General features: G+C 72.8%; 19 protein-coding genes. 12 read left to right on the top strand and 7 right to left on the bottom strand.

The window, feature by feature from the left end; all coding sequences use genetic code 11:
• The first annotated feature begins 39 nt into the window (after positions 1-39).
• Positions 40-2,214, top strand: a complete 2,175-nt coding sequence (locus AC07AW_RS19115; protein ID WP_478816645.1) for a 3-hydroxyacyl-CoA dehydrogenase NAD-binding domain-containing protein — start codon at positions 40-42, stop codon at positions 2,212-2,214.
• On the opposite strand, the gene AC07AW_RS19110 is transcribed toward AC07AW_RS19115, so the two are convergent.
• Genes AC07AW_RS19110 through AC07AW_RS19100 form a run of 3 tightly spaced genes read right to left on the bottom strand, consistent with a single transcriptional unit; the run spans position 2,201 to position 3,757 of the window.
• The gene (locus AC07AW_RS19110) at positions 2,201-2,938 is read right to left on the bottom strand and encodes a MerR family transcriptional regulator (RefSeq protein ID WP_478816644.1); all 738 of its coding nucleotides are present in this window, start codon (positions 2,936-2,938) and stop codon (positions 2,201-2,203) included. The two genes, AC07AW_RS19115 and AC07AW_RS19110, sit on opposite strands and share 14 nt — an antisense overlap.
• Before the next feature lie 55 nt (positions 2,939-2,993).
• Complete coding sequence (locus AC07AW_RS19105) at positions 2,994-3,548, bottom strand: Clp protease N-terminal domain-containing protein (protein WP_478816643.1); 555 nt, start codon at positions 3,546-3,548, stop codon at positions 2,994-2,996.
• Positions 3,548-3,757 (bottom strand): helix-turn-helix domain-containing protein, encoded by a 210-nt coding sequence (locus AC07AW_RS19100; protein WP_030315760.1) that lies wholly within the window; start codon positions 3,755-3,757, stop codon positions 3,548-3,550. The genes AC07AW_RS19105 and AC07AW_RS19100 overlap by 1 nt, the downstream gene beginning before the upstream one ends.
• Positions 3,758-3,851: 94 nt before the next feature.
• On the opposite strand from AC07AW_RS19100, the gene AC07AW_RS19095 reads away from it, so the two are divergent.
• Both AC07AW_RS19095 and AC07AW_RS19090 read left to right on the top strand, forming a co-directional pair.
• Positions 3,852-4,334: a macro domain-containing protein gene (locus AC07AW_RS19095; RefSeq protein ID WP_478816642.1), complete on the top strand. Its 483-nt coding sequence runs from the start codon at positions 3,852-3,854 to the stop codon at positions 4,332-4,334.
• A gap of 94 nt (positions 4,335-4,428) precedes the next feature.
• Positions 4,429-4,944, top strand: a complete 516-nt coding sequence (locus AC07AW_RS19090) for a hypothetical protein (RefSeq protein WP_478816641.1) — start codon at positions 4,429-4,431, stop codon at positions 4,942-4,944.
• Between the two features lie 6 nt (positions 4,945-4,950).
• Here AC07AW_RS19090 and sph read toward each other — a convergent pair whose 3' ends face one another.
• A complete protein-coding gene (gene sph / locus AC07AW_RS19085) occupies positions 4,951-5,943 on the bottom strand; it encodes a sphingomyelin phosphodiesterase (protein WP_478816640.1) in 993 nt (330 codons plus the stop codon).
• 158 nt (positions 5,944-6,101) lie between these two features.
• On the opposite strand from sph, the gene AC07AW_RS19080 reads away from it, so the two are divergent.
• Positions 6,102-6,590, top strand: a complete 489-nt coding sequence (locus AC07AW_RS19080) for a F0F1 ATP synthase subunit B family protein (RefSeq protein ID WP_478816639.1) — start codon at positions 6,102-6,104, stop codon at positions 6,588-6,590.
• A gap of 96 nt (positions 6,591-6,686) precedes the next feature.
• Positions 6,687-7,577 carry an oxygenase MpaB family protein gene (locus AC07AW_RS19075; protein WP_478816638.1) on the top strand — a complete coding sequence of 297 codons (891 nt, stop codon included), beginning with the start codon at positions 6,687-6,689 and terminating at the stop codon, positions 7,575-7,577.
• 33 nt (positions 7,578-7,610) lie between these two features.
• On the opposite strand, the gene AC07AW_RS19070 is transcribed toward AC07AW_RS19075, so the two are convergent.
• Positions 7,611-9,161: a M1 family metallopeptidase gene (locus AC07AW_RS19070; RefSeq protein WP_478816637.1), complete on the bottom strand. Its 1,551-nt coding sequence runs from the start codon at positions 9,159-9,161 to the stop codon at positions 7,611-7,613.
• A 224-nt stretch (positions 9,162-9,385) separates the two neighbouring features.
• On the opposite strand from AC07AW_RS19070, the gene AC07AW_RS19065 reads away from it, so the two are divergent.
• The 3 genes from AC07AW_RS19065 (at position 9,386) to AC07AW_RS19055 (ending at position 13,182) form a co-directional block, all read left to right on the top strand.
• The gene (locus AC07AW_RS19065) at positions 9,386-11,410 is read left to right on the top strand and encodes a Xaa-Pro dipeptidyl-peptidase (protein ID WP_478816636.1); all 2,025 of its coding nucleotides are present in this window, start codon (positions 9,386-9,388) and stop codon (positions 11,408-11,410) included.
• 37 nt (positions 11,411-11,447) lie between these two features.
• Positions 11,448-12,761, top strand: a complete 1,314-nt coding sequence (locus AC07AW_RS19060; RefSeq protein WP_478816635.1) for a M14 family metallopeptidase — start codon at positions 11,448-11,450, stop codon at positions 12,759-12,761.
• Positions 12,762-12,879: 118 nt separating this feature from the next.
• Positions 12,880-13,182: a hypothetical protein gene (locus tag AC07AW_RS19055; RefSeq protein ID WP_478816634.1), complete on the top strand. Its 303-nt coding sequence runs from the start codon at positions 12,880-12,882 to the stop codon at positions 13,180-13,182.
• 108 nt (positions 13,183-13,290) lie between these two features.
• On the opposite strand, the gene AC07AW_RS19050 is transcribed toward AC07AW_RS19055, so the two are convergent.
• The gene (locus tag AC07AW_RS19050; RefSeq protein WP_478816633.1) at positions 13,291-14,250 is read right to left on the bottom strand and encodes an FAD-dependent oxidoreductase; all 960 of its coding nucleotides are present in this window, start codon (positions 14,248-14,250) and stop codon (positions 13,291-13,293) included.
• 90 nt (positions 14,251-14,340) lie between these two features.
• On the opposite strand from AC07AW_RS19050, the gene AC07AW_RS19045 reads away from it, so the two are divergent.
• Genes AC07AW_RS19045 through AC07AW_RS19030 form a run of 4 tightly spaced genes read left to right on the top strand, consistent with a single transcriptional unit; the run spans position 14,341 to position 17,623 of the window.
• The gene (locus AC07AW_RS19045; protein WP_478816632.1) at positions 14,341-14,790 is read left to right on the top strand and encodes a hypothetical protein; all 450 of its coding nucleotides are present in this window, start codon (positions 14,341-14,343) and stop codon (positions 14,788-14,790) included.
• A gap of 13 nt (positions 14,791-14,803) precedes the next feature.
• Entirely contained in the window at positions 14,804-16,441 is a 1,638-nt protein-coding gene (locus AC07AW_RS19040; RefSeq protein ID WP_478816631.1) for an ABC-F family ATP-binding cassette domain-containing protein, read from the top strand.
• 28 nt (positions 16,442-16,469) lie between these two features.
• Positions 16,470-17,225 carry a 2-phosphosulfolactate phosphatase gene (locus AC07AW_RS19035; RefSeq protein ID WP_478816630.1) on the top strand — a complete coding sequence of 252 codons (756 nt, stop codon included), beginning with the start codon at positions 16,470-16,472 and terminating at the stop codon, positions 17,223-17,225.
• Positions 17,222-17,623 (top strand): hypothetical protein, encoded by a 402-nt coding sequence (locus tag AC07AW_RS19030; RefSeq protein ID WP_478816629.1) that lies wholly within the window; start codon positions 17,222-17,224, stop codon positions 17,621-17,623. Before AC07AW_RS19035 ends, AC07AW_RS19030 begins: the two co-directional genes overlap by 4 nt.
• 74 nt (positions 17,624-17,697) lie before the next feature.
• On the opposite strand, the gene AC07AW_RS19025 is transcribed toward AC07AW_RS19030, so the two are convergent.
• Positions 17,698-18,144 carry a DUF2690 domain-containing protein gene (locus AC07AW_RS19025; RefSeq protein WP_478816628.1) on the bottom strand — a complete coding sequence of 149 codons (447 nt, stop codon included), beginning with the start codon at positions 18,142-18,144 and terminating at the stop codon, positions 17,698-17,700.
• Positions 18,145-18,162 lie beyond the last annotated feature (18 nt).

The following is an 18,162-nucleotide window of genomic DNA, read 5'->3' as shown; positions in this document are numbered from 1 at the left end:
GTCCCGTCCGCACCCCTTACTCACGGAGAAGCAGCAGTCATGAGCGAGAGCACCACCATCCGCTGGGAGCAGGACGAGACCGGGATCGTCACCCTCGTCCTCGACGACCCCACCCAGTCCGCCAACACCATGAACCAGGCCTTCCGGGCCTCGATCAAGGCGATCGCCGACCGCGTGGAGGCCGAGAAGGACTCCATCCGGGGCATCATCTACACCTCCGCGAAGAAGACCTTCTTCGCCGGCGGCGACCTCAAGGACATGATCAAGGCGGGCCCCGAGCACGCCCAGGACATCTTCGACAGCGCCATCGAGATCAAGAACGCGCTGCGCCGGATCGAGACCCTCGGCAAGCCCGTCGTCGCCGCCATCAACGGCGCCGCGCTCGGCGGCGGCTACGAGATCGCCCTCGCCTCCCACCACCGCGTCGCCCTCGACGCCCCCGGCTCCAAGATCGGCCTGCCCGAGGTCACCCTCGGCCTGCTGCCGGGCGGTGGCGGCGTCGCCCGCACCGTACGCCTCATGGGCATCACCGACGCCCTCCTCAAGGTGCTGCTCCAGGGCACCCAGTACGCCCCGAAGCGCGCCCTGGACAACGGCCTCGTCCACGAGGTCGCCGCCACCGCCGAGGAGATGATGGCCAAGGCCATCGCCTTCATCGACGCGCACCCCGAGTCCCACCAGCCCTGGGACGTCCCCGGCCACCGCATCCCCGGCGGCACCCCGTCGAACCCGAAGTTCGCCGCCAACCTGCCCGCCTTCCCGGCCAACCTGCGCAAGCAGCTGAACGGCGCGCCCTACCCGGCGCCGAAGGCGATCATGGCCGCCGCCGTCGAGGGCTCCCAGGTCGACTTCGAGACCGCGATCACCATCGAGTCCCGCTACTTCACCGAGCTGGTCATCGGCCAGACCGCGAAGAACATGATCCAGGCGTTCTTCTTCGACCTCCAGGCGGTGAACTCGGGCGCGAGCCGCCCGAAGGGCGTGGAGAAGAAGCAGGTCCGCAAGGTCGCCGTCCTCGGCGCGGGCATGATGGGCGCCGGCATCGCGTACTCCTGCGCCCGCGCCGGCATCGAGGTCGTCCTCAAGGACGTCTCCGCCGAGTCCGCCGCGAAGGGCAGGGCGTACTCCGAGAAGCTCTGCGCCAAGGCCGTCTCCCGGGGCCGTACGACCCAGGAGAAGGCCGACGCCCTCCTCGCCCGCATCACGCCCACCGCCGACGTGGCGGACCTGGCCGGCTGCGACGCGGTCATCGAGGCGGTCTTCGAGGACACGGCGCTCAAGCACAAGGTCTTCCAGGAGATCCAGCACGTCGTCGCCCCCGACGCCCTCCTGTGCTCCAACACCTCCACCCTCCCGATCTCCGTCCTCGCCGAAGGCGTCGAGCGCCAGACCGACTTCATCGGTCTGCACTTCTTCTCGCCCGTCGACAAGATGCCGCTCGTCGAGATCATCAAGGGCGAGCGGACCGGCGACGAGGCCCTGGCCCGCGCGTTCGACCTGGTCCGCCAGATCAACAAGACGCCGATCGTCGTCAACGACTCGCGCGGCTTCTTCACCTCGCGGGTGATCGGCCACTTCATCAACGAGGGTGTGGCCATGGTCGGCGAGGGCATCGAGCCCGCCTCGATCGAGCAGGCCGCCGCCCAGGCCGGCTACCCGGCGAAGGTCCTCTCCCTCATGGACGAGCTGACCCTCACCCTGCCGCGCAAGATCCGCAACGAGACGAAGAAGGCGATCGAGGACGAGGGCGGCACCTGGGTCACCCACCCGGGCGAGGCCGTCATCGACCGCATGGTCGACGAGTTCGGGCGCCCCGGGCGCAGCGGTGGCGCGGGCTTCTACGAGTACGGGGAGGACGGCAGGCGCGGCAAGCTCTGGCCGGGCCTGCGCGGGCACTTCGCGAAGCCGGGGTACGAGATCCCGTTCCGCGACATGCAGGAGCGGATGCTGTTCTCCGAGGCCCTGGACACCGTCCGGCTCCTGGAGGAGGGCGTCCTGACCTCGGTCGCCGACGCCAACATCGGCTCCATCATGGGCATCGGCTTCCCGGCCTGGACGGGCGGCATCCTCCAGTACATCAACGGTTACGAGGGCGGGGTCGCGGGCTTCACCGCCCGCGCGCGGGAGCTGGCGGCGACGTACGGCGAGCGGTTCACCCCGCCGGCCCTCCTGGTGGAGAAGGCGGAGCGGGGCGAGACCTTCACCGACTCCTGAAGGCGGTCCTGAGCTCCTCGCTCAGCGAGCGCTGAAAAGCGGTGAGGAGGGCCTGGACCACCATCGGCTGCATGTGCGCCGAGAGCGACTTCATCGCGCTCAGGTGGTCCGGGTCCTCCCCGCTCTCCCGGTACGGGCTCCACACCTCGTCCCGGAAGAGCCGGGAGAGCTCCTGGGCGGCGGCGCGCGCGTGCTGCAGGAGCACGGTCCGGGAGGCGAGGATCGTCTCGTGCTCGATGGGCACGTCGAGCAGCTCGACCCCGAGCCGCAGCAGGGCGCCGTCGAGCCGGTACGTATCGGTCTCCTCGGTCCGGTCGAGCACGCCCATCGCGGCGAGCCGGTCCACGTCCCGCCCGGTCAGCGCCCGACCGGCCCGCCGCTCCAGCTCGCGCCGGGTGATGGTCTCGGCGGACTCGGGCGCCCACGAGGCCACCAGGGCCCGGTGGATCGCCAGATCCTGCGCGCTCAGGTCGTCCGGCAGCTGCTCCAGATACCGCTCGATCGCGGCCAGCGTCATCCCCTGCCGCTGCAACTCCTCGATGAGCGCGAGCCGCGACAGATGGTCGGCCCCGTAGCGCCCGACCCGCCGGGGCCCGATGACGGGCGGCGGCAGCAGCCCCCGGGTCCCGTAGAACCGCACGGTCCGCACCGTGACCCCGGCCCGCGCGGCCAGCTCGTCCACGGTGTAGCCGGGCACCAGGTCGTCGTCGCTCGCGTCCTCCATGGTTCAACAGTATTGCTGTCTCACCATCGCTGTAAAAGACCTTGGCGGGACCGGATCAGAGGGGTGCGGGGGAGGACAGGGCCGTCTCGACGGAGGTGAAGGTGACGCCGTGGTCGGCCAGCGCCTCCGCGACGACGCCGCCGAGGACGGTGAGGGCCAGGAGGAGGTGCTCGTCGCCGATCTCGCGGTCCTTGCGGGCCAGGGCCAGGCGGAGCGACTTCTCCAGGACGGTCTTCGCCTCGCGGGAGAAGGTGAGGCGGCCCGACCACCACCCGGTGTCCTTGCGGTCGCCGGCCAGCGCGCCCGTGCCGTGGGTCTCCTCGACGCGCTCGACGATCGCGCCGACGTCGATGCCGAGGCCGGCCAGGGCCTCCGCGTCCGCCCGGGACAGTCCGGCCCGGCGCCGCGCGTCGGAGAGCGCGGAGAGCAGGGACGGGCGGCGCTCCGGCGGGCACAGCCGTCCCAGCACCGCCGCCGCGCGGGTCTCCTCGCGGTCGAGCAGGGCCAGGAGGAGGTGCTCCGGGGTGACGACGGCCGCGCCGCCGCGCTCCGCGTACGCGGCCGCCTCCTTCACCGTGGCGCGCGCGGCCTTCGTGAACCGTTCGAACATCACTGCCTCCCGTACTTCTTGTGGACGGCCTGCCGGCTGACACCCAGCTCGGTCGCGATCTCCTGCCACGACCATCCCTGGTTGCGCGCGCTGCGCACCTGGACGGCCTCCAGCTGTTCCAGCAGTCGCCGCAGGGCGGAGACGGCCCGTAGCCCGACCCGGGGGTCGCGGTCTCCGGCCCGTGCGGCGAGATCGGTCGCATCGGTCATGCTGTCAATGTAGGTTGACACCCGGGCGTCCGTCAACCTTGGTTGACATCCGGGATGTCGCCCCCCTGTCAGTGCCGCCTCCTACGGTGACCCCATGACCGAGATCGAGTACGTACGCGGGGACGCCACGGCGCCCCAGGGGAAGGGTGTCCGGATCGTCGCCCACGTCTGCAACGACCTGGGTGGCTGGGGCAAGGGCTTCGTGCTGGCCGTCTCGCGCCGCTGGCCGGAGCCCGAGGCGGCCTTCCGCCGCTGGCACCGGGAGCGGGCGGGCAACGACTTCGGACTCGGCGCGGCCCAGTTCGTGCAGGTCTCGCCGTACCTCTGGGTGGCGAACCTGGTGGGCCAGCGGGGGATCCGCACCGGCCGGAGCAGCGGCGTCCCCGTACGGTACGAGGCGATCGACGCGGCCCTCGGTCTGCTGGCGGACAAGGCCGTGGAGCTGGGGGCCTCGGTCCACATGCCCCGGATCGGCTGCGGACTCGCCGGCGGCACCTGGGACCGCGTGGAGCCCTTGGTCCGGGGGCGGCTGACGGCGCGGGGGATACCGGTCACCGTGTACGACTTCGGCGGGTAACGGGCACGGGGGCGGGGCGTCGTGGGGAAGTCCGGGCGCGCGGGCTAGAGTCGGCGGCTGTTCGAATCGGGGGAACGGGAATCAGGGGAGTCAGATGTACGCGCAACTCAGGGAGACGGCCGACGAGTTGGCCGGCGTCCTGTGGCGGGAGCACACCGTCTACCGCGAGCGGGGTGGCGGTGTGGTGATCCGGGGCGAGCATGTGCGGCGCTGGATCAGTCTCGCCCCGACCGGGGGCAGGGACCGGGCCCTGCTGCGGGCCGGGCGGATCCTGGACGGGGGGACGACCGCCCCGGCCCGTACGGAGGTGGTCGTCGACCTGACGGCCGGGACGGCGGAGCTCGCGACCGTCTGCCGCCGGCTCCTCGCCGATGTCGCCGCGGCCGCCGAGCCGGCGCCGGGACCGGGCCCGTCCCGCGCCGGAAGGTCGGGGGAGCCGGGGAGGCCCGGAAAGCGCGAGAGGCCGGGACGCGCGGCGCGTGCCGCCCGTCCCGGCCGCCGCCCCCGCAGGGAGCGGCACACCAGCCCCGGTTCCTGGTTCGTCCTGCTCTGCGTCGCCGGAGTGCTCGGTGTCTGGCTCTACGGCGTCTTCGGTGGCTACGGGTACTGACTCAGGTCAGTACGCGGTCACGGGGTAGTGGTCGGAGAGGTTGGTGTAGGTGTACTGCTTGCCCCAGCTGGAGACCGTCCACGGCGCGCTCTGCTCCAGGACCACGTTGTTGGTCCAGCCGGCGGGCCGGGCGTTCCCGGAGCGGTAGAGGACGTAGTCGAGGTCCTCGCGCGGGTCGGTCGGGTAGCGGTAGGACGCGATCGAGTTCAGCTGGGTGTCGAAGGAGTACGGGTGGCCGGTGCGGGCATCGGCCGGCGCCAGGTCCGCGTCGGCGAGCATCGTGCCGTACTCGGGGGTGTGCGAGTCGACGTTCATGTCACCGGCGACGATCACCTGCTCGTTCGCCGGGATGTTCTTGGCGTCGAGGAAGGCGTCGATCGTCTTGAACTGCCGGCTGCGCATCTGCGCCGCCTCGCCCGCCGAGCAGCCCGGGTCGGTGGACTGCGCGTGCGTGCCGACGACGTGCACGCGGGTGCCGTTCACATCGAGCACCGTGTAGGCGAAGCCCTTGTTCGAGTACCAGTCGGCACCGCAGGCGTCCTTGTAGACGTACTGCTCCTTGCGGACGATCGGCCACTTGCTGAGGATCGTCACCCCGCCGTCCTCGGGCGTGGTCGAGGAGTAGGCCCCGCCGGTGGCGTCCCAGCCGGTCTTGCTGCGGCCCACGACCGGCGTCTGGTACGGGTACTGCGCGGCGGCGTTCGCCTTGAGGGCGTCCGAGGCGGAGTTGTCGAAGGTCTCCTGGAGCACCACGACGTCCTGCCCCTGGAAGAAGGGGGCGGCGGGGATCGCCGTGGCCCGGTGGTCCTGGCCCCAGTTCGGGTACAGGGTCTTGGAGAACAGGAACGTGTTGTACGTGAGCACCTTCAGCCGGGGGGCCTCGGTGGAGGCGGCGGACGCGGCCGGGGCGGCCGTCGCCAGGGTGGCGGCGGCGAGCGCGAGCGAAAGGGCGGCGCCGGGGGCGCGGCGGAGCGCGGCGAACGACACGTGAACTCCCATGAGTACGTGGGGGGTTGGACTGGCGCCGCACATACAATCAGCCGTGGTTACCTTCCGGTAGCCTTTGGGTGCCGGGAATCTGGCCGAGCCCGCAAGATCACGCCAACTCTCCTCCCGGTGTCTGAATTGTGGTGTTTTGGAGCAGGTAGAATGCGCGCATGACCCTCGCTTCCAACCCCACTGTCTTCGAGATGGACCTCGGTCCGCTCAACCCCGTCTGGGCCGAGCTCATCCTCGGTCTGGTGCTGTTCGGGCTCACCTTCCTCATCCTGGCGAAGGGCATCCTCCCGAAGATCAAGCGCACCCTCGACGAGCGCGACGACGCCATCGAGGGCGGCACCGAGCGCGCCGACGACCTGCGCTCCGAGGCCACCGCCATCCGCGAGCAGTACGAGGCGGAGCTCGCCGAGGCCCGCCACGAGGCCGCGCGCATCCGCTCCCAGGCCACCGAGGAGGGCTCGGCCGCCATCGCCGCCGCCCGTGCCGAGGGCCAGGCCGAGCGCGACGCGATCCTCGCCGCCGGTGCCGCCAAGATCGCCGAGGAGCGCGCCGCCGCCGAGCGCGAGCTCACCGCCGACGTCGACGCCTGGGCCCACGCCCTCGCCGCCCGCATCGTCGGCGAGCCGGTCGGCGCCGACCGCGCCTGACCCCGTACTCCCCGGAAGGGGCCGTCACCCTGGCCGCAGCGCCCGGGTGACGGCCCCTTCTTCATGGGTGCAGCCTGGACATGTGAGGAGAAGGCGATGGCCATGGACCGTGTGAAGCCGCTCGACCGGGCCCCGGCCGGTCACGAGCCCGTGCCGCCGCCCGTCGGCGGAGTGCTGTGGAGCGTCGCGGGGGACATCCGGGCGCTCCTGATGCTGCCCGCCGCCCTCACCCTCCAGGTCGCCCACCCCGCGATCGGCGCCGGCGTCGACGACCACTCCGTCTTCCGCACCGACCCCTGGGGGCGCGGCGAGCGCTCCCTGCGCTCGCTCCAGCTGTGGATCTACGGCGGCGAGGAAGCCGCGAGGGAGGGCCGCCGGCTCCGGGAGCTGCACCGGACCATCCAGGGCACCGACGCCCACGGCCGCCGCTACCACGCCCTCACCCCGGCCTACTACTCCTGGGTGCACGCGACCGGCTTCCCCATCTACCGGCACGGGCTGCGCCTCCTCGCCCGCCCCCTCACCGAGGCGCAGGAACGGCAGCTGTACGCCGAGTGGCTCCAGGTCGGGCGGATCCTCGGCATCCACGACCGGGACATGCCGCAGACGATCGAGGCGTTCTGGCCGTACTACCGCAAGGTCCTCGCCGAGGAGATCGAGGCCACCACCGTCGTCCGGGAGCTGCTCGACACCGACCTGCCGCTGCCCGCCCCGGACCGCGGCCCGTTGCCGCTCCGGCTCGCCCTCCGCCTCCTCTGGCCCGTGCTCCGCCGCCCCTTCCTGCGGCTGCGGGCCTTCCTCACCGTCGGCCTGATGCCGCCGGACGCCCGCGAGGCCATCGGCCTGGAGTGGACGGACACCCAGGAGCGCGCCCTGCGCCGCTTCGCCCGGGTCGTCCGGGCCGTGGTGCCCGTCCTGCCCGAGCGCCTGCGCTATCTCCCCCTGGCCCGAAAGGCCCGCGAGGCCGCCCGCCGCGCACAGCGCTGACGAACGGCCTCGCGGGACCGGGGCCCTCGGGGATCAGTGCCCGGCGTGGCCCTCGGGGGCCTCGTTCTCGTGGATCGTGTTCGTCTCCGCGATCTTCTTCCACGACTTCGGCTGCGCGGGCTTCGCCGGCTTCGCGGCGGACCGGGACGACGGCGCCGCCGCGGGGGCGGACAGGCCCGCCGCCGTAGCCGACGCGGCGGCCGGCTTCGACGGCTGGTACAGCCAGGTGTCGAAGAGGCCGGCGAGCGGCCGGCCGGAGACCCGCTCCGCGTACGTCACGAAGTCCGCGACGTGCGCGTTGCCGTAGGCGTTCTCCTGCGGCCAGCCCTTCAGGATCGCGAAGAAGGTCTCGTCGCCGACCTCGTTGCGCAGCGCCTGGAGCGCCAGCGCGCCCCGGTCGTACACGGCGATGTGGAACTGGTTGTCGGCGCCCGGGTCACCCGGCTTCACCGTCCAGAACGGGTCGTCGGCCGCCCGCGAGGCGTACGCGTAGTCCGCCAGCTCCTGGGCCGTGCCCTCGCCCTCCTTCTCCGACCAGAGCCACTGGCTGTAGCGGGCGAAGCCCTCGTTGACCCAGATGTCCTTCCAGTCCTTGACGGACACGCTGTCGCCGTACCACTGGTGCGCCAGCTCGTGGACGACCACCGACACGTTCGCGCCGTTGGCGAACTGGCGCGGGCTGTAGAACGGGCGGGTCTGCGTCTCCAGGGCGAAACCGCTGGTCACGTTCGGCACGTAGCCGCCGAGGGAGTTGAAGGGGTACGGCCCGAAGACCGACTCCAGCCACTCCGCCACCTCGGTCGTGCGCTCGATCGAGGCGCGCGCCGCGCCCGCGTTGTCGCCGAGGTCCTTGCTGTAGGCGTTGAGGACGGGCAGCCCGTTCGCGGTCTTGTCCGTCGTGATGTCGAACCTGCCGACGGCGAGCGTCGCCAGATACGTCGCCTGCGGCTTGTTGGAGCGCCAGTTGTAGCGGGTCCAGCCGAGCCGCGAGGACTGCGACTGCAGCACACCGTTGCTGATGGCCTGGTGACCGTCCGGCACCAGCACCGACACGTCGAAGGTGGCCTTGTCCAGCGGGTGGTCGTTGGACGGGAACCACCAGACGGCCGAGTCCGGCTCCTGCGCGGCGACGCCGCCGTCCGGGGTGCGGGCCCAGGCCGACCAGCCGTCGATCTTGAACTCGGAGGGCTTGCCCGCGTAGCGGACGACCACCGTGATCGGCGTGTTCTTCGCGAGGGGGGACGCCGGGGTGACCTCCAGCTCGTGGTCGCCCGAGGCGGTGAACTTCGCCAGGCGGCCGTTCACCCGGATCTCACTGACCTTCAGACCGAGGTCCAGGTTGAAGCGGGACAGGTCCTGCCGGGTGGTGGCGAGGATCGTCGCCGTGCCCTCCAGGAGGTCCGTGGCCGGCTGGTACTTCAGACGCAGGTCGTAATGGGAGACGTCGTAGCCGCCGTTGCCGCTGGCGGGGTAGTAGGAGTCGCCGATGCCCGGGGCGCCCGGGGTGAAAGAGGCGGCCGATGCCGGGATCGCCAGCAGCAGCGAGGCCGCGAGGGCGCTCGGAACGATGAGTCTGCGGTGCACAGGTGCTCCCCAAGTCATAAGAAACGTAAGACGCGCGGGTGGTCGTCGGTCCTTAGCTCGGACCCTATTCAGCCCTCCGACGCACCGTCACGTCCAGAGGACCCCCTGTCACACGATCGCCATTCGGCCGACATGAACCCGTGCGTCACCGGAGTGCCCTGAATCCCCCCTGATTCCCTCCGGCACTCTTTTGCACGGGAGTTGACCGGGGTACGTTCCGGCGCATGCCGATGCGAAAGCGGAGAACCCGCGGAGCCCGACTGACGTACGGAACCCTCGTGTCCGCGGCCACGGCCGCCCTGTTCGCCACCCTGGTCACCCCCGCCGGAGCCCGGCCGGAAGCGGTCTCGCCCTTCGTACGCGAGTCCCGCCCGGTCCACTCGTACGCCGACGCCGTCCGTGAGTCCGTCTGGGTCGACACCGGCCTCGACGGCGACGGCGACGGGCGCACCGACCGGGTCGCCGTCGACATCGTGCGCCCCCGTGAGCCCGCTGCGGCCGGCCGGAAGATCCCGGTCATCATGGACGCCAGCCCGTACTACGCCTGCTGCGGACGCGGCAACGAGGGCCAGAAGAAGACCTACGACGCCGACGGGAACCCCGTCCAGCTCCCGCTCTTCTACGACAACTTCTTCGTCCCCCGCGGCTACGCCTTCGTCGCCGTCGACCTCGCCGGCACCAACCGCTCCGACGGCTGCGACGATGTCGGCGGCCGCTCCGACGTCCAGTCCGCGAAGGCCGTCGTCGACTGGCTGAACGGCCGCGCCCGCGGCTACACCTCCCGCACCGGCGGGACCCCGGCCCGCGCCACCACCTGGAGCACCGGGAACGTCGGCATGATCGGCAAGAGCTGGGACGGCACCATCGCCAACGGCGTCGCCGCCACCGGCGTCGAAGGGCTGAAAACGATCGTTCCGATCGGTGCCATCTCCTCCTGGTACGACTACTTCCGTTCACAGGGCGCCCCGCTCTACAGCGACAACCCGAGCTGGCTCTCCGACTACGTGAACAGCCCCGAGGCACGGGGCCGCTGCGGCGCCGTCCAGGAGCGCATCACCGCCGGCACCCCCTACAGCGGCGACTGGACCCCGGCCTGGACCGAGCGCGACCACGTGAAGGACGCCGGCAAGGTCAGGGCCAGCGTCTTCGTCGTCCACGGACAGCAGGACCTCAACGTCCGCACCAAGCACTTCGGCCAGTGGTGGGACGCGCTCGCCGCCCACGGCGTCGAGCGGAAGATCTGGCTCTCCCAGACCGGCCACGTCGACCCCTTCGACTTCCGGCGCGCCGAATGGGTCCGCACCCTGCACCGCTGGTTCGACCACTACCTCCTCGGCTACGACAACGGCATCGACCGCGAGCCCGTCGCCGACATCGAGCGCGCCCCGGACGTCTGGACCACCGACCGGCAGTGGCCGGCGACCGGCACCGCGACCACCACCCTGCGCCCCGCCCCCGGAGCCGTCTCCGGCCCCGGCGTCCTCGGCCGCGCGTCCGCCGCACCCGGCTCGACGGCGGCCTTCACCGACGACCCGGCCCTGGGCGAGCTGGACTGGGCCGCCCGGATCGACGACCCCACCCCGGAGAAGGCCGGCTTCGTCACCCGCCCGCTCTCCCGGGACCTGCGGATCTCCGGCTCCTCGAAGGTGACGGTCACCGCGACCCCCACCACCTCCACCGCGCACCTCTCCGCCGTCCTCGTCGACCTCGGCCCGGACACGATCCGGGACTACGGGGCCGCGGGGGAGGGCATCACCACCCTCACCGACCGCACCTGCTGGGGCGCCAGCACCCCGGGCGACAGCGCCTGCTTCAAGGAGACCGCGGCCCGCACGACGGACGTCGCGTACACGGTCGTCAGCCGGGGCTGGGCCGACCTCGGCACCTGGGCCGACCCGCACAAGGGGCGCCCGCTGACCCCCGGAAGGGCGTACACCCTCACCGTGGACCTCGCCGCGACCGACCACGTCGTCCCGGCAGGCCACCGGCTCGCCCTGATCGTCGGCGGCACCGACAAGGACCTCCTCGATCCCCCGTCGACCACCCCGACCCTCACCCTCGACCTCTCCCGCACCTGGGCGAAGGTGCCCCTCGTCGGCGGTGCCGGGGCGTTCGACCGGGCGACGACGGGACCGGCCCCGGCCGTGCCCTCGCCCACCGCCGTCCCGTCCCTGACCGGCCCCGTCCCGCCGGCCGCCGTCACCGGACCGCGTCTGCCGGGCACCGCCCCTGAGGGAGCCGCCCGATGAACCCCCGTACCCGACCGGCCAGGACCGGGAGCCGCCGATGAACCCCCGTACCGGGCACCGGAGTTCCCGCCGGACCCTCGCCCTCGCGGTGGGCGCCGCCGCCCTCGCCCTGCCGCTCGTCACCGTCCCCGCCAAGGCCGCGGACAGCGCTCCCGTACAGGCCCTCCCGCGCACCGGCTTCGAGGAGAGCCGGGGCGCCCGGTGGACGACCGAGGCCGAGGAGGGGGAGTTCCTCGCGGCGGTCGACCGGGGGAGCGACCGGGTGTCGCTGCGCGAGATCGGCACCACCGGGCAGGGCCGCCCGCTGCGGCTCGCCACCCTCGGCGCGGGCGGCGCGGGCACGACCGTGCTGCTCGTGTGCAGTCAGCACGGTGACGAGCCGGCGGGCCGGGAGGCGTGCCTGAGCACGGTGCGCGACCTCGCGTACGCCCAGGACAAGGAGACCCTGCGTTTCCTCGCCCGTACCACCCTCCTCGTCGTCCCCACCGCGAACCCCGACGGCCGCGAGGCCGACACCCGGGGCAACGGCGACGGCGTCGACGTCAACCGCGACCACCTCGCCCTGCGGACCGCCGAGGCGCGCGCGATCGCAGCCGTCGTCCGCGACCGGCGGCCCGCACTCGTCTACGACCTCCACGAGTACGGCGCCACCCCCCGCTACTACGACAAGGACCTGCTCGCCCTCTGGCCCCGCAGCCTCGACGCCGACCCGCACGTCCACGACGAGTCCCGGACGCTGTCGGAGTCGTACGTCCGGCCCACTGCCGGGCTCGCCGGCTACAGCAGCGGCATCTACGGCATCTGGACCGACCCGCTCACCGGCGAGCCGATCAAACAGGTCGCCGGGGACGGCCAGGAGCGGATCCTGCGCAACACGGCCGGCATCAAGCACTCCGCGGGACTGCTCGTCGAGACCCGGGTGGACGCCCTCGACCAGGCCGAGAAGGACGATCCGGCCCGCAACCACCGGCGCCGGGTCGCCACCCAGCACGCCGCCCTGGACGGGGCCTTCGCGTACCTGGACGAGCGGCGCGGGCCGCTCACGGCAGCCACCTCCCTCGCCCGGCGCACCGGCTTCGCCGACCGGGGCCCGGTCTACCTCGGCGGCGCCGACAACGACCGGGCCGATCCGGCGGAGATCCTCGCCGACCCGCCCTGCGGCTACCGCCTGGACGCCGCGCAGTACGCCGAGGTGGGCGACGAACTCGCCCTGCACGGCGTGACCGTACGAGCGGAGGGCGCCGGGGCGTTCGTGCCGCTGCGCCAGTCGCAGCGCGCGCTCGTCCCGCTGCTCCTGGACGCACGGGCGACCTATCACCTCGTCAGTGGGAGTCCTGTGGAGAGGTGTTGACGATCGGGTGCCCCCGGCCCGGCGTGGCGTGATTCCGACGTTTGCCGAGGTAAAGTTACCTGCTGGTACTGACCATGCCTCGAACGGGCCGACACGGCCCTGGAGTTGGAGAACCACCATGCGCCACATCAAGCCCGCGCGCCGGGCCCTGACGGCCCTGCTCGCCACGACGCTGCTCGCCGGGGGCGTGCTGTTCGGACAGACGGCGACCGCGGAGCCGGCCGCCGCCAAGACCGTCACCTGCAACGTCAGCAAGCTGCGGGCGGATGCCCACAAGGAGCGCGACCGGGGCAACCAGCTCAAGCGCCTCGGCGCCACGGACGAGGCCCGCAAGGCCTTCGCCCGCGCCGACGCCCTGGAGCGCAAGGCCAAGCAGTGCGCCGACGCGGACAACAACAGCAAGCCGCCGCTCTGGCAGTAGTACGTCACGCGGGGCGGTTGCCATCCGAAAGGACGGCAACCGCCCCGCGGTCGTTTCCGGCCGCCCGTCTCCCGTAGAGGGAGCTGTCCTCAGCCCTGGACGGAGCCGTCATCGGCCGAGGGCCAGGTCCGCCGCCGTCTCCGCGCAGCCCCAGGCCACCGTCACCCCCGCGCCGCCGTGCCCGTAGTGGTGGACGAGCCGCCCGCCGCCCGGCAGCGGCACCGCCTCGATCCGTACCCCGCCCGTCCGCGCGGGCCGCAGGCCCACCAGGTGCCCCAGGATCCGGGCCTCCGCGATCTCCGGCCGCACCCGCGCGCACCGCGCCACGATCGCCGCCGCCGTCGCCGGATCCGGGGTGAGCCGCTCGTCGCCCTCCTGCGCCGTCCCGCCGAGCACCAGCCGGTCGGAATGCGGGAAGAAGTACGTGGTCTCGCCCGCCGAATCGTCCGCCGCCGTGAACCACTCCTCGATCCCCGGGTTCTCCACCAGGACCAACTGCCCCCGCACCGGCCGCAGTCCGGGATCCGGTACGAGCTCCCGCGCCGCGAGCCCCGTGCAGTCGACCACCACCGGGGCGAGGGCGGCGGCCTCCCCGAAGTCCCTGACCTCGCGCTGCTCGAAGGTCCCGCCCATCGCCTCGAACCGGCCCCGCAGGAAGGTCAGATGGACCGGCATGTCGATCAGCGGCAGGCGCGCCGCGATCCCCGTCCGGTACGGCCCGGGCACCTCCTCCGGCGCCAACTGCCGCAGCCCCTCGACCTCCTTCGCCCACGGGCCCAGACCGCCGAGGACCGTGTCCGCGTGGACCCCGGACACGAAGCGGACGCCGCTCCGCTCCGGATCGACGGCCAACTCTCCGTACACCCGCAGGGAGGTGAGTGCCCACGCCCCGGCCTCGGTCGCCGGCTCGATCCGGTACGGCCACCACAGGGCGCCCGCCACCGCCGAGGTCGTGCTCGACAACGGATCCCGGGACCAGATCCGTACCCGCAGCCCCCGCTCCGCCAGCGTGGTCGCCGTCGCAAGACCGACGACCCCGCCGCCCACCACGATCACGTCGCTCTTCATGCCCGGACCGTACCGGCAACGACCCGGACCGTACCGGGACCGGGACATTTCCGGGACGGTGCGGCCACGGAAGGGGGAAACACTGGAGTCATGCCGGTCCCGTACACGCCCCTCGACCTCGTCTCCGCCGCCAGCCCGGTCGGCGAGCACCTCCACCACGACTTCCTCGTCGACGGCAGGCCGCTGCTCCACCGGCTCGACGAGACCGACGGCTTCGACACCGTCTCGCCCCTCGCGGCGGACCTCCCGCCGACCGTCCGCCCCGAGCACGCGCACCGTCTCCTCCGCGCCGACGGCACCCGCCAGGTGATCCACTCCTGCCCCGACTGCGAGGACCCCGGCTGCGGCGCGGTCACCGCCGTCGTCGCCCGCGAGGGCGGGGACGTCGTCTGGCGCGACTTCGCCTGGCAGACCGGCCCCGTCGACGGCCTCGTCCGCGAGGGCTACCCCGGCGTCGGCCCGTACCGCTTCCACGGCGCCACCTACCGCTCCGTGCTCCTGCGGCTCCTCGAATCCTCGGCGTGTCGCAGCGTCGCCTAGGATTCGTTCCCTGATGACTGCAACCCTCGTCGCCAAGGACCTCGCCGCCGGCCACGGCGAACGCACCCTCTTCGCCGGGCTCGACCTCGTCGTCGCCCCCGGTGACGTGATTGGCCTCGTCGGCGTCAACGGCGCCGGCAAGTCGACCCTGCTGCGGCTGCTCGCCGGACTCGACACCCCGGAGGAGGGCGAGCTGCGGCTCTCCCCGCCCACCGCCGCCGTCGGTCACCTCCCGCAGGAGCCCGAGCGGCGCGCGGAGGAGACGGTGCGCGAGTTCCTCGCCCGCCGCACCGGGGTCGCCGCCGCCCAGACCGCCATGGACGAGGCCACCCAGGGCCTCGTCGACGGCACGCCCGGCGCGGACGACGCGTACGCGATCACCCTGGAGCGCTGGCTGAACCTCGGCGGCGCCGACCTCGACGAGCGCGCCGAGGAGGTCGCCGACTCCCTCGGCCTCACCGTCGGCCTCGACCAGCCGATGACCGCCCTCTCCGGCGGCCAGGCCGCCCGCGCGGGCCTCGCCTCGCTGCTCCTCTCCCGCTACGACGTCTTCCTGCTCGACGAGCCCACCAACGACCTCGACCTCGAAGGCCTGGAGCGCCTTGAGGCCTTCGTGAAGGGGCTCCGCGCCGGGACGGTCGTCGTCAGCCACGACCGCGAGTTCCTCACCCGCACCGTCACCAAGGTCCTCGAACTCGACCTCGCCCAGCAGCAGATCACCCTGTACGGCGGCGGCTACGAGGCCTACCTGGAGGAGCGGGACACCGCCCGGCGGCACGCGCGCGAGGACTACGAGGAGTACGCCGGCAAGAAGGCCGCCCTGGAGGCGCGCGGCCACATGCAGCGCTCCTGGATGACGCAGGGCGTCAAGAACGCCCGCCGCAAGGCCACCGACAGCGACAAGCTCGGGCGCAACGCCCGCAGCGAGGCCAGCGAGAAGCAGGCCGCGAAGGCCCGGCAGACCCAGCGCATGATCGAGCGCCTCGACGTCGTCGACGAGCCCCGCAAGGAGTGGGAGCTGCGCATGGAGATCGCCGCCGCGCCCCGCTCCGGCTCGGTCGTGGCGACCCTGCGGGAGGCCGAGGTGCGCCGCGGCGACTTCTCCTTCGGCCCCGTCACCCTCCAGATCGACTGGGCCGACCGGGTCGCCGTCACCGGGGCCAACGGCGCCGGGAAGTCGACCCTGCTCGCCGCCCTCCTCGGGCGTCTCCCGCTGGACTCCGGCGACGCGGTGCTCGGCTCGGGCGTCGTCGTCGGCGAGGTCGACCAGGCCCGGAAGCTGTTCCACGGCACGGAGACGCTCCTGGAGGCGTTCTGCGCGGCCGTGCCCGACACCGAGCCCGCCGAGGTGCGGACGCTGCTCGCCAAGTTCGGCCTGAAGGCCGTCCATGTGCTGCGGCCGGCGACCACGCTCTCCCCGGGCGAGCGGACGCGCGCCGCGCTCGCCCTGCTCCAGGGCCGGGGCGTGAACCTGCTCGTCCTCGACGAGCCGACCAACCACCTGGACCTGCCGGCCATCGAGCAGCTGGAGTCCGCCCTCGACTCGTACACCGGCACGCTGCTGCTCGTCACCCACGACCGGCGCATGCTCGACGCGGTCCGCACCACCCGCCGCATCGAGGTGGCCGACGGCAAGGTGACCGAGCTCTGATGCCGGTCGCGCTCGGACGGGGACCGCGATGACCGTCTCCTTCGGCTGGGGCCCCGTCGAGGCGCGGGCCCTCGCCCCGGCGGCCGCCTGCGTGGTCGTGGTTGACGTGCTGTCGTTCACGACGTCCGTCGGTGTCGCGGTCGAGGGCGGCACGGCCGTCTACCCGTACGGCATGGGGGTCCCCCCGGACGAAGTCTGGGGGAGGGACGCCACCGCCGTGGCGTACGCGCGGGAGCACGACGCCGCGCTCGCCGTCGGCCGGCGCGAGGCCACCGAGGCGAACCCCTGGACGCTCTCCGCGGCGGCCCTGCGCGCCGCCCCGAGGCCGCCGCGCCTGGTCCTGCCCTCCCCGAACGGCTCCACGATCGCGGCGGAGGCCGCCTCGGGCGGCGCGACCGTCGTGGCGGCCTCCCTGCGCAACCCTTCGGCCGTCGCCCGCCTGCTCGCCGACCGGGGCTACGGCACGGCGGACCGCCCGCTCGCCGTCATCGCCTCCGGCGAGCGGTGGCCCGACGGCTCGCTGCGCCCGGCGCTCGAAGACCTGCTGGGCGCGGGAGCGGTGCTGTCCGCCTTCGCGAGGACGCACACCCTGACCCCGGAGGCGACCGCGGCGGCCACGCTGTGGGACGCGACCGAGGACCCGGTCGCCGCCTTGCACGGCTGCGACTCGGGCCGTGAACTGTACGAGTACGGCTTTCCGCAGGACGTGGCCGTGGCCGCCGAGCTCGACGGCTCGGCGGCCGTTCCGGTCCTGGTGGACGGCGCTTTCCAGGAGGCACGATGACCGACCTACTGACCCGGCTGACCGAGATGCTGGACGATCTGGACGCGGACGTCGACGAGACGATCGACCTCGCCGACGAGATCGCCGCCTCGGGCGACGCCGGTCTCCTGCCGCGCCTCCAGGCGGAGCTGGACCGCGTCATCACCGAGCGGAACTTCTACGCGCGGGAACTCCTCGGCGGCGTCCTCGCCGCCCTCGGCGGACCGGACGTGCTCCCGGCCCTGATCCGTGCCTCCGCCGTCGACCTCGGTGACGACCAGGACGGCCTGGCCACCGAGATCGTCGAGCTGGTCCAGGCGGACCCGAAGACGGCCCGGCGGCTCCTCCAGCCGCTGACGGAGGACGACGACCTCTCGGTCGCCAACCGCGCGGACTGGGCGCTACGCTTCCTGCCGTAACCGGGGGGGCGACGCGAAGAGGCCGCAGCCTTTCGGGCTGCGGCCTCGTTCACGCGGACGCGGGGGTCAGCGGTCTACCAGAAGTTGCTGCAGGTCACGTTGCCGTTGTCGCTGATGCAGACCCGGTAGTACGCGCTGGGGCTGCCGAGCATGTTGGACCAGTCGGAGCCCGCCTCGTAGGGGAACTGCACCGTGAGGCTGCGCTGGAAGTCGGTGCCGGGGCCCAGCCACTTCTCGATGGAGCCGTACCGGGGCCACCACTGGCTGCCGGAGGGGGACGTGACGCGGACCCACCCGGCCTGGCACGTGCCGGACCAGCGCAGCTCGGCCCTGAAGCCGTTGCTGTTGGTGGCGGACACCTTGGTGGTGGCGTCCTTGTCGCAGGCCTGCGAGACGGGGCCGAGGTTGTCGCAGCCGGAGCCGTAGCAGCCGGCGGCGTACGAGGTGCCCGCGAGCGGGACCAGGGCCATCGTCATCGCGGCGGCGGCGACGCCCGCGACCTTCGCGAGTGCGCGCTTCATCTGTTGCCGATACCTCCG

The organism is Streptomyces sp. NPDC044003 (genome assembly GCF_056435185.1).
Note: the sequence above shows the minus strand (reverse complement) of the source record. Positions and strands in the feature narration are given on the sequence as shown.

Bases quoted from the DNA above. Each gene is read 5' to 3' on its own strand.
- AC07AW_RS19115 (WP_478816645.1), top strand. From the start codon at position 40: ATGAGCGAGAGCACCACCATCCGCTGGGAGCAGGACGAGACCGGGATC.
- AC07AW_RS19110 (WP_478816644.1), bottom strand. From the start codon at position 2,938: ATGGAGGACGCGAGCGACGACGACCTGGTGCCCGGCTACACCGTGGAC.
- AC07AW_RS19105 (WP_478816643.1), bottom strand. From the start codon at position 3,548: ATGTTCGAACGGTTCACGAAGGCCGCGCGCGCCACGGTGAAGGAGGCG.
- AC07AW_RS19100 (WP_030315760.1), bottom strand. From the start codon at position 3,757: ATGACCGATGCGACCGATCTCGCCGCACGGGCCGGAGACCGCGACCCC.
- AC07AW_RS19095 (WP_478816642.1), top strand. From the start codon at position 3,852: ATGACCGAGATCGAGTACGTACGCGGGGACGCCACGGCGCCCCAGGGG.
- AC07AW_RS19090 (WP_478816641.1), top strand. From the start codon at position 4,429: ATGTACGCGCAACTCAGGGAGACGGCCGACGAGTTGGCCGGCGTCCTG.
- sph (WP_478816640.1), bottom strand. From the start codon at position 5,943: ATGGGAGTTCACGTGTCGTTCGCCGCGCTCCGCCGCGCCCCCGGCGCC.
- AC07AW_RS19080 (WP_478816639.1), top strand. From the start codon at position 6,102: ATGACCCTCGCTTCCAACCCCACTGTCTTCGAGATGGACCTCGGTCCG.
- AC07AW_RS19075 (WP_478816638.1), top strand. From the start codon at position 6,687: ATGGCCATGGACCGTGTGAAGCCGCTCGACCGGGCCCCGGCCGGTCAC.
- AC07AW_RS19065 (WP_478816636.1), top strand. From the start codon at position 9,386: ATGCCGATGCGAAAGCGGAGAACCCGCGGAGCCCGACTGACGTACGGA.
- AC07AW_RS19060 (WP_478816635.1), top strand. From the start codon at position 11,448: ATGAACCCCCGTACCGGGCACCGGAGTTCCCGCCGGACCCTCGCCCTC.
- AC07AW_RS19055 (WP_478816634.1), top strand. From the start codon at position 12,880: ATGCGCCACATCAAGCCCGCGCGCCGGGCCCTGACGGCCCTGCTCGCC.
- AC07AW_RS19050 (WP_478816633.1), bottom strand. From the start codon at position 14,250: ATGAAGAGCGACGTGATCGTGGTGGGCGGCGGGGTCGTCGGTCTTGCG.
- AC07AW_RS19045 (WP_478816632.1), top strand. From the start codon at position 14,341: ATGCCGGTCCCGTACACGCCCCTCGACCTCGTCTCCGCCGCCAGCCCG.
- AC07AW_RS19040 (WP_478816631.1), top strand. From the start codon at position 14,804: ATGACTGCAACCCTCGTCGCCAAGGACCTCGCCGCCGGCCACGGCGAA.
- AC07AW_RS19035 (WP_478816630.1), top strand. From the start codon at position 16,470: ATGACCGTCTCCTTCGGCTGGGGCCCCGTCGAGGCGCGGGCCCTCGCC.
- AC07AW_RS19030 (WP_478816629.1), top strand. From the start codon at position 17,222: ATGACCGACCTACTGACCCGGCTGACCGAGATGCTGGACGATCTGGAC.
- AC07AW_RS19025 (WP_478816628.1), bottom strand. From the start codon at position 18,144: ATGAAGCGCGCACTCGCGAAGGTCGCGGGCGTCGCCGCCGCCGCGATG.